The organism is Acidisoma sp. C75 (assembly GCF_054665095.1).
The window spans coordinates 200,614-214,097 of record NZ_BAAFHD010000006.1 but is presented as its reverse complement, the minus strand read 5'-3'; the positions used below and the strand labels follow the sequence as shown (position 1 = coordinate 214,097).

General features: G+C 66.7%; 11 protein-coding genes. 5 read left to right on the top strand and 6 right to left on the bottom strand.

Features of this window, described 5'->3' with window-relative positions; translation table 11 throughout:
* Window position 1: 1 nt before the first annotated feature.
* A complete protein-coding gene (locus ACYQ7X_RS10245; protein ID WP_459696916.1) occupies window positions 2–1,420 on the top strand; it encodes an efflux transporter outer membrane subunit in 1,419 nt (472 codons plus the stop codon).
* A 23-nt stretch (window positions 1,421–1,443) separates the two neighbouring features.
* On the opposite strand, the gene ACYQ7X_RS10240 is transcribed toward ACYQ7X_RS10245, so the two are convergent.
* A complete protein-coding gene (locus tag ACYQ7X_RS10240; protein ID WP_459696915.1) occupies window positions 1,444–2,214 on the bottom strand; it encodes a DeoR/GlpR family DNA-binding transcription regulator in 771 nt (256 codons plus the stop codon).
* A 282-nt stretch (window positions 2,215–2,496) separates the two neighbouring features.
* Here ACYQ7X_RS10240 and ACYQ7X_RS10235 point away from each other — a divergent pair, with 282 nt between their 5' ends.
* The 3 genes from ACYQ7X_RS10235 to ACYQ7X_RS10225 all read left to right on the top strand — a co-directional run bounded on the left by ACYQ7X_RS10235 (window position 2,497) and on the right by ACYQ7X_RS10225 (window position 4,963).
* Window positions 2,497–3,936, top strand: a complete 1,440-nt coding sequence (locus ACYQ7X_RS10235; RefSeq protein WP_459696914.1) for a cryptochrome/photolyase family protein — start codon at window positions 2,497–2,499, stop codon at window positions 3,934–3,936.
* A 76-nt stretch (window positions 3,937–4,012) separates the two neighbouring features.
* Entirely contained in the window at window positions 4,013–4,249 is a 237-nt protein-coding gene (locus ACYQ7X_RS10230; protein WP_459696913.1) for a CsbD family protein, read from the top strand.
* Between the two features lie 51 nt (window positions 4,250–4,300).
* A complete protein-coding gene (locus ACYQ7X_RS10225) occupies window positions 4,301–4,963 on the top strand; it encodes a CPBP family intramembrane glutamic endopeptidase (RefSeq protein ID WP_459696912.1) in 663 nt (220 codons plus the stop codon).
* Between the two features lie 79 nt (window positions 4,964–5,042).
* On the opposite strand, the gene dnaE is transcribed toward ACYQ7X_RS10225, so the two are convergent.
* A complete protein-coding gene (dnaE, locus tag ACYQ7X_RS10220) occupies window positions 5,043–8,468 on the bottom strand; it encodes a DNA polymerase III subunit alpha (RefSeq protein ID WP_459696911.1) in 3,426 nt (1,141 codons plus the stop codon).
* 189 nt (window positions 8,469–8,657) lie between these two features.
* Here dnaE and ACYQ7X_RS10215 point away from each other — a divergent pair, with 189 nt between their 5' ends.
* Window positions 8,658–9,002, top strand: coding sequence for a hypothetical protein (locus ACYQ7X_RS10215; protein WP_459696910.1), 345 nt, complete (start codon window positions 8,658–8,660; stop codon window positions 9,000–9,002).
* A gap of 3 nt (window positions 9,003–9,005) precedes the next feature.
* On the opposite strand, the gene ACYQ7X_RS10210 is transcribed toward ACYQ7X_RS10215, so the two are convergent.
* Genes ACYQ7X_RS10210 through ACYQ7X_RS10195 form a run of 4 tightly spaced genes read right to left on the bottom strand, consistent with a single transcriptional unit; the run spans window position 9,006 to window position 13,357 of the window.
* A complete protein-coding gene (locus ACYQ7X_RS10210; RefSeq protein ID WP_459696909.1) occupies window positions 9,006–9,686 on the bottom strand; it encodes an ABC transporter ATP-binding protein in 681 nt (226 codons plus the stop codon).
* Window positions 9,679–10,932, bottom strand: coding sequence for a lipoprotein-releasing ABC transporter permease subunit (locus tag ACYQ7X_RS10205; protein ID WP_459696908.1), 1,254 nt, complete (start codon window positions 10,930–10,932; stop codon window positions 9,679–9,681). The genes ACYQ7X_RS10210 and ACYQ7X_RS10205 overlap by 8 nt, the downstream gene beginning before the upstream one ends.
* Entirely contained in the window at window positions 10,932–12,254 is a 1,323-nt protein-coding gene (gene proS / locus ACYQ7X_RS10200) for a proline--tRNA ligase (protein ID WP_459696907.1), read from the bottom strand. Before proS ends, ACYQ7X_RS10205 begins: the two co-directional genes overlap by 1 nt.
* 41 nt (window positions 12,255–12,295) lie before the next feature.
* On the bottom strand, window positions 12,296–13,357 hold the full coding sequence (locus tag ACYQ7X_RS10195; RefSeq protein ID WP_459696906.1) for an acyltransferase family protein: 1,062 nt from the start codon (window positions 13,355–13,357) through the stop codon (window positions 12,296–12,298).
* Window positions 13,358–13,484 lie beyond the last annotated feature (127 nt).

Here is a 13,484-nt window from a genome sequence, read left to right as displayed (position 1 = left end):
CATGTCACGCCTCGCCCCTCTGGCGGCCCTTCTCCTTGCCGGCTGCATGGTCGGCCCGAACTATCATCGCCCGGCGGCGCTCGTGCCCGGCCACTACAAGGAAATGCCCGGCTGGGCGCAGGCGGCGCCCGCCGATGCCGCGCCGAAGGGCGATTGGTGGACGGGCTTCAACGATCCGCTGCTCGATCAGTTGGAGCCGCAGGTCGCCGTTTCCAACCAAACCGTGCAGGCGGAGCTCGCCAATTATCTGCAAGCGCGCGCCCTGGTGCAGGAAGCGGAAGGCCAGTTGTTCCCCACCCTCGGCTTGAGCGGGGCCGCCACCCGCTCCAGGGTCGGCAGCACCCAGGGCACCGCCGCCATCGCCTCCTCCGCTTCCGTCTCGGGCACGGCGAACTGGGAGCTTGACCTTTGGGGCCAGATCCGCCGCCAGGTGCAGGAAAGTGCGGCGAGCGCCCAGGAAGCCCAGGCGGTTCTTGCCAACGCAACCCTCTCGGAACAGGCGCTGCTGGCGACAGACCTGATCGACCTGCGGATCTCCGACGCGCAGATCAACCTGTTGCAGCAAACGGTGAAGGCCTATCAGGAGGCGCTGCGGATTACGCAGAACCAGGGCGCGGCCGGGGTGGCGGCGCCATCCGATGTCATCACCGCGCGCGCCACGCTCGAAGCCGCGCAATCGAGCCTTATCAACGCCGGCATCGCGCGCGCTGAAGCCGAGCATGCCATGGCGGTGCTCGCCGGCCGGCTGCCGGAAGATCTCTCCGTCGCGCATGGCACGAGCTTGCCGAGCCTGCCGCCGATCCCGGTGGGCGTGCCTTCGAGCCTGCTCGAAAGACGGCCGGATATCGCGGCCGATGAACGGGCGGTGGCGGCCGCCAATGCCGCGATCGGCGTGGCCGTCGCCGCCTATTACCCGACGATCACGCTCAGCGCCTCGGGCGGGTTTTCAGGCTCGCCCATCGGCGCGCTCTTTTCCGTCGCCAACCAGGTCTGGTCCCTCGGCACGGATGCGGCGCTCAACCTCTTCGAAGGCGGCGCGCGCAGTGCGGCGGTGCGCGCGGCGCGGGCCAGCTACGAGGCGAGCGTCGCGACCTATCGCGGCGCGGTCCTGACCGCGTTCCAGCAGGTGGAAGATCAGCTGGCCGCCTTGCGCATCCTGGCGCAGCAGGAGGTGGTCGCCAATGCAGCGGTCGGCGATGCGACGCAGGCGGTGCAGATCGCGCTCAACGAATACGAGGCGGGAACCGCGGCCTATACGACGGTCACGACCGCGCAGGCGACGCTGCTCAACGACCAGGAAAGCCTTTTGAGCATCCGCTCGCAACGCTTGCTGGCGGCGGTTTCGCTCATCGAGGATTTGGGCGGTGGATGGTCGGCGGCCATGCTCGAAACTGCGCCGGGCCCGGATATTCTCCCCTGAGCGGGAATTCGCCGCCCGTTCGCCTAGCTATCGAGGAATCCCTCGGGCAGGATCGTCAGCCCGAGTTCGCGATAGGGCAGAATGAGATCGACGGGCGTGTCCGGCGCGACGACAAGCCCATCCACACCGGAGATCGGCAGAACGCGAAAGGATGAGGCGGCGCCGATTTTTTCGCGGGAGGCGAGAACCAAAGTCTCGGCTGCCTGCCTGCTCAGCATCCGCTTGATCACCGCTTCCTCGGCATTGCCCGTCGTCAGGCCCATTTCCGGGTGAACGCCGGTGACGCCCATGAAGAAGATATCGGCATGAATACCCTGGACGTAATCCGCGACCGCCGCGCCCATGGCGACCATCGAATGCTTGAACAACTGGCCGCCGATGATCTCGACATCGATCTTCTCATGGCCGGCGAGTTCCACCGCGACCGAGGGGCTATGCGTCACCACGGTCGCGGACAGATCGCGCGGCAGCATGCGCGCCATCTGCACGGCCGTGGTGCCGCCATCGAGGATGATGACCTGCCCCGGCTGAACGTGCCGCGCGGCCACCATCGCCACCGCTTCCTTGGACTGCGGCGAAACCGCCCAGCGATCGGCGAGCGTCACCGTCGCCGGGGAAGCCGGCAGGGCACCGCCATGCACCCGCAGCAGAAGGCCCTCGGCCGCCAATTCCCTTAAATCCCGCCGCAGCGTATCCTCGGAGAGGCCTAGTTCCTTGGCCATATCCTTGGCAACCACCCGGCCCTCGTGCCGCAGACGCGTGAGAATGAAAACCTTGCGCTCGGAGGTCAGCATGCCGTCTCGGCGGCGATCGCACTCAGATCCGGGCGAGCGCGATGGTTCGCACATCCTCTGTCACGCATGGGGGAAGCTCCTTGACGACCGACGGTAGCCACTCCGCTGGTCCAATATCGAGCATGACGAAGAGCTTTCTGGCAATCAAGAGAATATCACAAGGAAAAGCCCGCCCGCGACGGGTAGTGACTTTCGCTCGATAAACGTCTCTCCGCTGCATCTCGCAGCTCTCCCGATGCGTAGCACTTACTCCCTCCCTATCGGAATTCATTGAGGACTTGCGTGGCCCGTTCAACCCGCTCCGAAGCACATCCGGTCATCCTCTGGTTTCGGCGCGATCTGCGCCTGGCCGATCAGGAGGCGGTGCATGCGGCGGCGGAAAGCGGGCAGCCGGTCATCGCGCTCTATGTGCTCGATGAGCGGACGCGGCAGATCGGCGGCGCATCGCGCTGGTGGCTCCATCATAGCTTGGAACGCCTCGGCGAAAGCCTCAAGGCGGTCGGCAGCACGCTCATCCTGCGGCGGGGCGATGCGGCGCAGGTAGTGCATGATCTCGCTTGCCGAAGCGGCGCCACCGCGATCCATACCGGGGCGATGCCCGACCCCGGGGAGCGCGCCGCCGACAAGGCGCTGGCCGAGCGGCTCGCGAATTCCGCCTGCCGGCTTCACCGCCATCGGACAGCCCTGCTGCACGACCCGCACAAGGTGCTGACCCAGGCCGGCAAGCCCTATGGCGTCTTCACGCCGTTTTCCCGCGCTTTCGAGCGGGAGGTGCATGTGCGTGCGCCCCTGCCCGCGCCGGATGGCTGGGCCACCGGTTCTGAGCCTCCTTCCGACCGCCTGGCGGACTGGCAATTGCTGCCGAAGATCGCCTGGGATCAGGGGATCGCGCGGGAATGGACGCCGGGTGAGGCGGGCGCCCGGGAGCGGCTGGCCCGGTTCGTGGCACAGGCGGCGGATAATTATGCGGCCGGGCGTGATGTCATCGGCCGGCACGGCACCTCCATGCTCTCCCCGCATTTGCACTGGGGGGAGATTTCGCCCTGGCAGGTTTGGGAGGCGGTCGGCGCCGCCCGGAACCAAGGCGGCATCGCGGCCTATCGCCGGGAACTCATCTGGCGGGAATTTGCGGCCCATCTGCTTTGGCATCACCCGCATCTGGTGAAGGAGCCGCTTCGCCCCGAATTCCGGTCCTTTCCCTGGCGCCAGGACGCCGCAGCCCTGGCTGCCTGGCAGCGGGGGCAGACCGGCATCCCCATCGTCGATGCCGCCATGCGGGCCCTCTGGGCCGAGGGTTGGATGCATAACCGCGCCCGCATGATCGTCGCCTCCCTGCTCGTCAAGCATCTGCTCATTCCCTGGCAGGAGGGCGAAGCGTGGTTCTGGGATACGCTGGTCGATGCCGATCTCGCGAGCAATTGCGTCAGCTGGCAATGGGTGGCGGGCTGCGGGGCAGATGCGGCGCCCTTCTTCCGCATCTTCAACCCGGTGCTTCAGGGCAAGAAATTCGACCCCGAGGGCCGCTATGTCCGCCGCTGGGTGCCGGAAATCGCCGGTCTGCCAGATAGTTACCTGCAGGAGCCATGGGCCGCACCGGGCCCTGTGCTCGCCGCGGCCGGCATCACGCTCGGCAAAACCTATCCGCGGCCGATCATCGACCTCGTGGAAGGGCGCGCCCGAGCACTTGCCGCGCTCGCGACGATCTCGAAGCAAGCGGACTGACGCGGCGGGCGGCCGGCGCTTGCAGGCGCCCGGCGCCCACCTATCTCTCTCGCAGACCACAGAAAGGATTACGCAGATGAGGCGCCATAGCCTTTCCGACTCGGCCCGCGATGCCGCCGGCCGTATCCAGGATGCCGTGGGCTCCTTCGCTGATGAGGCGCAGGACGAAGCCCGGCGCCGCTACCGCGTGGCGCGCGGCCAGGCCGAATCCTATGTGGACGACGCGGCGGACCGCATTCGCGAGCAACCGCTGATCGCCGGCCTCGCCATCCTCGCCATCGGCTACATCCTGGGGCGGCTCCGCGTTCTCTGAGCGGCCTGGAGAACGCTTGCCTTTCGGCGACCGAGCCCGGAAGCTTCGCGGATGAGCTTGCAGAGCACGGTGGAGAGGGCGCGGCCGGCCGGGCGCGGGCGGGCCTGGCTCGCGCTCGAGTCCCTGGCGATCTATGGCGGCGGGCCGCTCGCCATCCTGGCGCTGCATCGTGCCGGCGCCCTCTTCCTCCTGCTCTGGCTCGGCGCGCTCATCGCCTGGCTCGGCGGGCGGGGACGCTCCCCCGCGCCGCGGCCGCAGATTGCGCAGGAGTTGCGCGCCATCGGCATCCGCTTCCTCATCCTCGCGCCGATGATAGCGCTGGCCACCTGGCTGCTCTGGCCGCAGCTCTTCCTCAGCCTGCCGCGCAGCCGCCCGCTCTTCTGGGCGCTCATCATGGTGCTCTACCCGCTGCTCTCCGTCTGGCCGCAGGAGATGCTGTACCGCGCCCTGCTCTTCCACCGCTATCGCCGGCTGTTTCTGGCTGACGGGCCGCTCATCCTGGCGAGTGCCACGGCCTTCGGCTTCGCCCACATCATCTTCCTGAACTGGATCGCGATTGCGATGACCGCGGCGGGCGGCTTGCTCTTCGCGCGCGATTACGCCCGCCATCGCTCGCTGGCGCTCACCTGTATCGAGCACAGCCTCTACGGCTGCCTCATCTTCACCGTCGGCCTCGGCCGCTTCTTCTATACCGGTGCCGCCTGGCATCATTGAGCGGCCAATGCCGATGGGTGCGATCGAGCCGCCGGCTCCCGCGAGCCGCCCGATGACAATGCAAGACCGATCGGGCCGCCTAGAGTTCCTCGACCGCCGAAATCCCCGGCATCACCTTGAGCGCAGCGGCGAGGCGCGGCGAAACGTTGAAGCGGCCCGGCAGGCGAATTTCGGCCTCCCGCGCCGCATCGAGCCGCGGGCAGAGGATCACCTCGCCGCGCCCGGCGCCCTCCTGCGTCAAGAGCATGCGGATATGCTCGACCGCCCGGGTTTCGGAGAGCCAGACGCGAAGCCCGACGCCCGCGCCGGCCGCGGCCTTGTCCAGCCCCACCACGTCTTGAGCGGTGATCCGCATCGCCTCACCATCCATCCGAAGATCGACGGTGACGAGCAGCGGCGTGCCCTCCTTGAGCAGGTCTTGCGTCCGCGAAAGAACCTCGCTGAACACCGTCACCTCGAAGCTGCCCCCGCTATCCGAAAGCCTCACCCAGGCCATACGGCCACCCGTCTTGGTCGGCCGCACTTTTGGCGAGCCGACGACGATACCGGCGACCTTGACGCGCCCGATCCCGCTCTCGGCGGCAGCCTGCAGCCGCCCGCTGGAGGTGACGCCGAGGCGACGAAGCGTCGATCCAAAACTATCCAGCGGATGGCTGGTGAGATGAAAACCGATCGCCTCCGCTTCGAAACCGAGCCGATCCAGCATTGGCCAGTCAAGAAGATCAGGCAGCCGTAGCGGCTCGGGCTTGGCATCCGCCCCGCCGAACAGGCCGATCTGGCCGCTGCCACGATCCTCCGCGCTTGCCTGGGCGCGGCGGAGGAGCATCTCCGCGCCCGCGAAAAGCCGCGCGCGATTGCCGTCCAACTGGTCGAAGGCGCCGGCCTTGATGAGGTTTTCAAGCTGCATCTTGTTGAGCAGCTTGGGGTCGATGCGCTCGGCGAAATCCGCGAGGCTGTCGAAAGCGCGCTCACCGCGCGCGGCGACGATCGTTTCCATCGCCGCCTGGCCCACGCGCTTGACGGCGGCGAGCGCATAGCGGATGGCGAGCTTGCCGTTCGGCTGGCGTTCCACCTTGAAATCGGCATCGGAGCGGTTGATGTCCGGCGGCAGGATCTCGATGCCCATGCGGTTCGCTTCCTGCCGGAAGGCGGCGAGCTTGTCCGTATTGCTGATGGCAAGGCTCATGCAGGCGGCGATGAAGGGCACCGGATGGTTGGCCTTCATCCAGGCGGTTTGATAGGCAACCAGAGCGTAAGCCGCCGCGTGGGATTTGTTGAAGCCGTAATCGGCGAACTTCGCCATCAGGTCGAAGATCTCGCCGGCCTTGGCGGGCTCGATGCCGCGCCCCGTCGCGCCATCGGTGAAGATCTGGCGCTGCTTCTCCATTTCGGCACGGATCTTCTTGCCCATGGCGCGGCGCAGAAGATCGGCGGCCCCCAGGCTATAGCCCGCGAGCTTCTGCGCGATCTGCATCACCTGCTCCTGATAGACCATGATGCCGTAGGTCTCGGAGAGGATATCGTGGATATCGGGATGCGGCGCTTCCCAGGGCTCGCCATGCTTGCGCTGGCAATAGGCAGGAATATTGGCCATCGGGCCCGGCCGGTATAGCGCGACCGCGGCGATGAGATCCTCGAACCGATCTGGCCGCATCTGCCTCAGCACGTCGCGCATGCCCTGGCTTTCGAACTGGAAAACGCCGCCGGCATCGCCCTTCTGCAGCATCTCGTAAGTTGGTCCATCATCGAGGGGCAGATTCTCGATATCGACCGCGATGCCCAGCCGATCGAGGAAGCTCACGGCGCGGCGCAGGATCGTCAGCGTCGTCAGGCCGAGAAAGTCGAACTTGACGAGCCCTGCCTGCTCCACATGCTTCATGGAATACTGGGTGACAAGAAAGTCCGACCGGGGATCCTTGTAGAGCGGCACGAGTTCGGTGAGCGGCCGGTCCCCGATCACGACACCCGCGGCATGGGTGCTCGCATGGCGATAGAGGCCTTCGAGCTGCAGCGCGATCTCCAGCAGGCGGCGCACGGCCTCGTCCTCGTCCCGCATCTGCTGGAGTTTCGGCTCGCCCTCGATCGCCTCTTTCAGCGTCACCGGCTTTGCCGGATTATTGGGGATAAGCTCCGCCACGCGGTTGACCTGTCCGAACGGCAGCCCGAGCACGCGGCCGACATCACGCACCGCCGCGCGCGCCTGCAGCTTTCCATAGGTGATGATCTGCGCCACACGCTCTGCGCCGTATTCGCCGCGGACATAGGCAATCACCTCGTCCCGCCGGTCCTGGCAGAAGTCGATATCGAAATCCGGCATCGAGACGCGCTCGGGGTTGAGGAATCGCTCGAAGAGCAGGTTGAAGCGCAGCGGATCGAGGGCCGTGATGGAAAGCGCCCAGGCGACGACCGAGCCCGCGCCCGAGCCGCGGCCCGGCCCCACCGGAATATCGCGCGCCTTCGCCCATTGGATGAAGTCCGCCACGATCATGAAGTAGCCGGGGAAGCCCATGCGGGCGATCACGCCCAGTTCGTAATCCAGCCGCTCGGTATAGACGCGCCTGGTCTCGGCATCGGCCGCCATCCGCCCAAGGTGGGCTGCCAGCCCATCATGCGCCATGCGGCGCACGGTCTCTTCCTCGGTCATCCCATCGCGCACCTTGGGGCAGACGGGGAGCAGCGGCTTGCGGCTTTCCGCCATCACGGCGCAGCGGCGGGCGATGGCGAGCGTATTGTCGCAAGCCTCCGGCAGATCGGCGAAGAGCGCACGCATGGCGGCCGCCGGCTTGAACCAGTGCTCCGGCGTCACCCGCCGGCGATCGGTCTCCGCCAGCGTCCGCCCTTCGGCGATGCAGAGCAGCGCGTCATGCGCTTCATGCATCGAGGCGGTGGCGAAGTAGCAGTCATTCGCGGCCACGATGGGCAGCCCCGCCTCGTCCGCGAGCATGAGCAGCCCGGGCTCGATCGCGCGCTCGGCCGCCAGCCCATGGCGATGAAGCTCGACGACCGTGCGATCCGGAAAAGCTTCCGCGAGCGCCGCCAGCAGCGCCTCCGCCTCGGCCCGCTGCCCCTCGGCGAGCAGCCGGTTGATCGGGCCGTAGGTACCGCCGGTCAGCAAAATGAGACCTTCCGAAAGCTCGGCGAGGCGGCGCAGGCCGACCTGCGGGCGAAGCCCCGGCTCGGTCTCCAGATAGGAGGCAGAACTCAGCCGCTGGAGATTGGCAAACCCAGTCGCATCCTGGGCCAGCACCACCAGCGGCTCCGGCGCGAGGCGCGGCTGATCGGCGCGGGCGAGCGCGATCTGGCAGCCGAGGATGGGCTGCACACCCTTCGCCGCCGCCGACTGGCTGAATTCCAGCGCGCCGAAGAGGTTGCTGGTATCGGTGAGCGCGACCGCCGGCATGCCGTCCGCCACGGCCAGCGCCGTCAGCTTATCGACCTTGATCGCCCCTTCGCTCAAGGAATAGGCGGAGTGGTTGTGCAAGTGGATGAAGCGCGTCTCGGTCATGTGCCGCAGATTAGGCGATCGCGGCGCCTCGCGCACCCCTCGCAGGCTCGCATGGACTTCGCTGCGGATAGGAAAACTTCGCGCATCCGTATCGAATAGACGATCGCGCCTAATCGGAGAGATGACCAAACCTGAAGAGCGTCTTCAGGAGAGATGAACCGCCCCTGATCAGATCATGGATGAGGCACAATGAACCCGAGCTTGACCGGTCCGGCAGCCGCCACCCTGGCCACGCCTGAAAGCCCCGCCGCCGCCGCTTCTGCGGCCCCGCCCCCCGCTCCCGCCGCCGCACCGGCGCCGCCGAGCCCAGTCGGGGCCGGTGCCAATCCCGCCGCCAATATGATTGTAAGCACCACGGTCACCGCTGTCTCCCCACCCGGCTATACCCAAACCGTGACGACGCGGGCGGATGGGGTGACGACGACGGTGATCACCAACGATGTCGGTGCCGTCGTCAGCACCGCCACCTCGCACACCGCCTCGGTCGGGTCCGAGGCCGGGGTTTCCGCCACCACCGTCAGCGTCTGGGCATGAGGCTCAGGGCAGGTCGGCCAGCCGGCCTGCCTTCAATGTCACCCGCCGGTCCATCCGGCTGGCAAGCTCCGGGTTGTGGGTGGCGATCAGGGCAGCCAGCCCCTCGCCGCGCACCGCACTCAAAAGCTCGTTGAACACGACATCCGAGGTCGCGGAATCGAGATTGCCGGTCGGCTCGTCGGCCAGCAGCAAGGCGGGCGCGTTGGCGAGTGCCCGGGCGATCGCGACCCGCTGCTGCTCACCGCCCGAGAGCTTGCCAGGCAGATGCTTCAACCGATGGGCGAGGCCGAAGGAGCTGAGCAGGCGCTCGGCCCGCGCTTCCGCGCTGCGCCGCCCTTTGCCGGCGATCATCTGAGGGAGTGCGACGTTTTCAAGCGCGGTGAATTCAGCCAGCAGGTGGTGGAACTGGTAAACGAAGCCCACCCGATCCCGCCGGATGGCGGTGCGCGCCGGATCGGATAGCGCGCCGGCATTCCGCCCGTCGATCAGCACGCGCCCGCCATCCGGCCGATCGAGCAGGCCGGCGAGATGCAGCAGGGTCGATTTGCCCGAGCCGGACGGCGCCACGAGCGCGACGATCTCGCCCGCCCGCAAGGTCAGGTCGATCCCGGTCAGGACATCGAGCACGCCCGCATCCGTGCGGTAGCGGCGGGCCACCGCCTCCATGATCAGCGGCTCATTCATGGCGCAACGCCTCGACAGGATCGGTCCGCGCAGCGCGCCACGAGGGATAGAGGGTCGCGAGCAGCGAGAGGGCGAGAGACATGACGATCACCGTCGTCACCTCGCCCCAATCGAGCACCGCCGGCAGCTGCTCCAGGAAATAGACCGTCGGGTCGAACAGGGTGGTGCCCGTCAGATGTTCCATAAAGACCCGGATGCGCTCGATATTGGCGCAGAAGACGACGCCGAGCACGAAGCCGATGGCGGTACCCGTCACCCCGATCGAGGCGCCGGCCATGAGGAAGATGCGCATGATGGCGCCGCGCGTGGCGCCCAGCGTGCGCAGCACCGCGATATCGCGCGTCTTGTCCTTCACCATCATGATCATCGACGAGATCACGTTGAAGGCGGCGACGATGATGATGAGCGTGAGGATGAGGAACATGACGTTCCTCTCCACTGTCACCGCCGCGAAGAAGCTGTCGTTGGACTGCTGCCAGTCGATCACCTGGATCGGCTTGCCCGCGAGCGCCCGCCGGATCGCGGCGTTCACCCACCCGACCTGATCGTGATGTTTGACCGAGACTTCGATCTGCGTCGCGCGGCCGGGCATGTTGAAGAAGGTCTGGGCTGCGGCGAGCGGCATGAAGACGAAGGTCGCGTCATATTCCTGCATGCCGACATTGAAGATGCCGACGACCTTGTAGCTCGCGATCCGCGGGATCGTGCCGATCGCTGTGGCATTGCCCTGGGGGCTGACGAAGGTGATATCCGAGCCGAGCGAGATGCCGAGCTTGCGCGCGAGATCCCAGCCGATGACGACGGAGCCATCGCCTCGCATGGCGTCGATCGACCCCGCGATCATATGGTTCGCAACCGCAGGTTGCGCCTCGAGATCGGCGCGGCTCATGCCCCGCACCACCCCGCCGGTCGCTCCGCCCTGCGCCCCGGTCAACAGCACCTCGCTCTGCAAGACGGGGGCTGCGGAGGTGACATCGGGGATGCCGCGGATGGTCTGCACCATCGGCTCATATTGCGTGATTTGGGTGCCGCCGGCGCCATAGACGCCGAGATCGCCGTTGAGGCCGAGGATGCGGGAGAGCAGATCCTGGCGGAAGCCGTTCATCACGCTCATCACGATGATCAGCGTGGCGACGCCGAGCGCGATGCCGACAAGCGAGAAGATCGCGATGACGGAGACGAAACGCTCTCCCTTGCGGGCGCGCAGATAGCGCCCGGCAACGGCTCGCTCGAAACGCCCGAACATCAGGAGGCGGCCAGCCCGATCCGGCTCAACGCAGCATCGAGGCTGAGCTCCGCCCGCTCGCCGCTCGCGCGGTGCTTGAGCTCGACCTGGCCGGCAGCCGCGCCACGGGGCCCCACGATGATCTGCCAAGGATGGCCCATCAGATCGGCATCGGCGAATTTCACGCCGGCCCGCTCGGCCCGGTCGTCATAAAGCGCCTGCGCCTTGAGCTTGGCGTAGAGATCCTCGGCCATGGCGTCGGTCGCCGCATCGCCCTGCTTGAGGTTGAGAATGGCTGCCTTGAAGGGCGCCACGCTCTCGGGCCAGATGATCCCCGCCTCGTCATGGCTCGCCTCGATGATCGCGCCCACCATGCGGCTGACGCCGATGCCGTAGCTGCCCATCTCGGGATAGACCTTCTGGCCGTCCGGCCCGGCGACGGTGAAGTTCATCGCCGCCGAATACTTCGTCCCGAAGTAGAAGATATGCCCGACCTCGATGCCCCGCCCCTCGCGCTTGCGCGCCTCCGGCACCTGGGCCCAGGTGGCATCATCATGCTTCTCGTCGGTCGCGGCATAGGTCGCGGTGAGCAGGCCGTAGAAGCGTTCGAGATCGGCCGGGCTCTCATAGTCGAAATCGCTGCCCGCCCAGTCGATCGTTTCGAAAGCGCCATCATAGAACACCTGGCTCTCGCCGGTCGGCGCCAGGATGATGAATTCATGGGAGAGATCCCCGCCGATCGGGCCGGTATCGGCGACCATCGGGATGGCCTTCACGCCGAGGCGCTGGAAGGTGCGCATATAGGACAGCATCATGCGGCGATAGCTGTTCACGGCGCTCGCATAATCAAGGTCGAAGCTATAGCCGTCCTTCATCAGGAACTCGCGGCCCCGCATGACGCCGAAGCGCGGGCGAACCTCGTCGCGGAACTTCCACTGGATATGGTAGGCGATCTGAGGCAGTTCCTTGTAGCTCTTGACCGACTGGCGATAGAGATCGGTGATCATCTCCTCATTGGTCGGGCCGTAGAGCATGTCCCGCTCATGCCGGTCGCGGATGCGCAGCATCTCCTTACCGTAGTCCTCGTAGCGCCCGCTTTCCTGCCAGAGGCTCGCCGGCTGGATCGTCGGCATCAGCACTTCCTGCGCACCGGCCGCGTTCTGCTCCTCGCGCACGATATTGGCGATATTGTTGAGCACCCTGAGCCCTGCCGGCAGCCAGGCATAGATGCCGGCGGAGGTCTGCCGCACCAGGCCCGCGCGCAGCATGAGGCGATGCGAGGCGATCTGCGCCTCCGCAGGCACTTCCTTGAGGGTCGGGATCAGGCTGTGGGATAAGCGCATGAGGGCAGGATTCTTTCACGGTCGGGCAAAGGTGCGGGAAACTACCCTCCCCCGCGCTTCCCCGCCAGATGGCGCAGCGCAGGGCGCTCGACGAAACGAGCGGTGAGCCAGGCGAGGCCGAGATCGGCCAGGAACAGGAGCAGGAGCCAGGGCAGCGGCGATCGCGCAGGATGGCTGCCGAGCCGCGCGGCGCCCCGGGCAAAGACCACCTCGACCGGCGCATACGCCATATAGAAGCAATAGGAGAGGCGGCCGAAGCCAGAGAGCCCGGGGATGCGCGCAAGACGCGGGCGAGATACCGGCGCCAGCGCGGCGAGCAGCAGCCAGAGGCCGATCACGATCACGGCATCGCTCGCCTGGAACAGCGGGTGCAGCGCGAGGCCGAGGGTCAGCATGGCCAGAGCGAGGATGGGCAGGAGAGAGCCTTTCGGCAGGTAGCCGAGCAACAGCAGCCGGGCGCTCAGCAAGCCGGCCAGGAAATCGGGCAGAAAGCGCGGCAAGGCGCCCTGATAGCTGAGGTTGAGACCGGCGGGCGCGGTGGCAGCGAGCCAGACCAGGAAGCCCGCGCAGAACCCCAGCAGGAGCAGGCAGGCAGCCAGGCGCAGCCGCATCACCCCGGCCGCCAGCAGGGGGAAGAGCAGGTAGCCGACCCATTCGGTGCTGATCGACCATGACGGGTAATTCCAGGTCCAGCCGGCGGCGAAGCCGAGGCCGTTGAGCAGCAGGAGTTGGAGCAGCAGCTCCCGTCCACTGGCGCGCAAGGCGTCGTGCGGATGCACGCCCGCCGCCGCGGCGGCGAGGAACAAGGCAATCAGCAGCCCGAGCATGGCGAGAACGGTCGGATAAAGCCGGATGAAGCGACGCCACCAGAAGCGCGCAAGCGCGGGAGGGCGCCAGGCAAGGCGCGGATAGCGGTGGCCGAGCACCAGCCCCGAGAGGATGAAGAAACCATCCACCCCGAGATAGCCGGCGCCCACCGCCCCATGGGGCGGCGCGAACAGCAGGTGAAGGTTGGTATGGTAGAGAAAAACCCAAAAAGCGAAGAGCCCACGCAGGGCGGTCAGTTCCGGCAAGTCCGCCTGCGCATTCTGGCTATCGGTCACTCGCTTGTCTTCGCATCCAGCAGGACATTTTCGGATTTCAGTAAAACGAAAACTTTTACCAAACAATCCGCAAACCGATATTAATGCGTGACAGAGCCGGGGCGGAGAGCTAAAGAAAAGGCCCGCG

Bases quoted from the DNA above. Each gene is read 5' to 3' on its own strand.
- ACYQ7X_RS10245 (WP_459696916.1), top strand. From the start codon at position 2: ATGTCACGCCTCGCCCCTCTGGCGGCCCTTCTCCTTGCCGGCTGCATG.
- ACYQ7X_RS10240 (WP_459696915.1), bottom strand. From the start codon at position 2,214: ATGCTGACCTCCGAGCGCAAGGTTTTCATTCTCACGCGTCTGCGGCAC.
- ACYQ7X_RS10230 (WP_459696913.1), top strand. From the start codon at position 4,013: ATGAGGCGCCATAGCCTTTCCGACTCGGCCCGCGATGCCGCCGGCCGT.
- ACYQ7X_RS10225 (WP_459696912.1), top strand. From the start codon at position 4,301: ATGAGCTTGCAGAGCACGGTGGAGAGGGCGCGGCCGGCCGGGCGCGGG.
- dnaE (WP_459696911.1), bottom strand. From the start codon at position 8,468: ATGACCGAGACGCGCTTCATCCACTTGCACAACCACTCCGCCTATTCC.
- ACYQ7X_RS10215 (WP_459696910.1), top strand. From the start codon at position 8,658: ATGAACCCGAGCTTGACCGGTCCGGCAGCCGCCACCCTGGCCACGCCT.
- ACYQ7X_RS10210 (WP_459696909.1), bottom strand. From the start codon at position 9,686: ATGAATGAGCCGCTGATCATGGAGGCGGTGGCCCGCCGCTACCGCACG.
- ACYQ7X_RS10205 (WP_459696908.1), bottom strand. From the start codon at position 10,932: ATGTTCGGGCGTTTCGAGCGAGCCGTTGCCGGGCGCTATCTGCGCGCC.
- proS (WP_459696907.1), bottom strand. From the start codon at position 12,254: ATGCGCTTATCCCACAGCCTGATCCCGACCCTCAAGGAAGTGCCTGCG.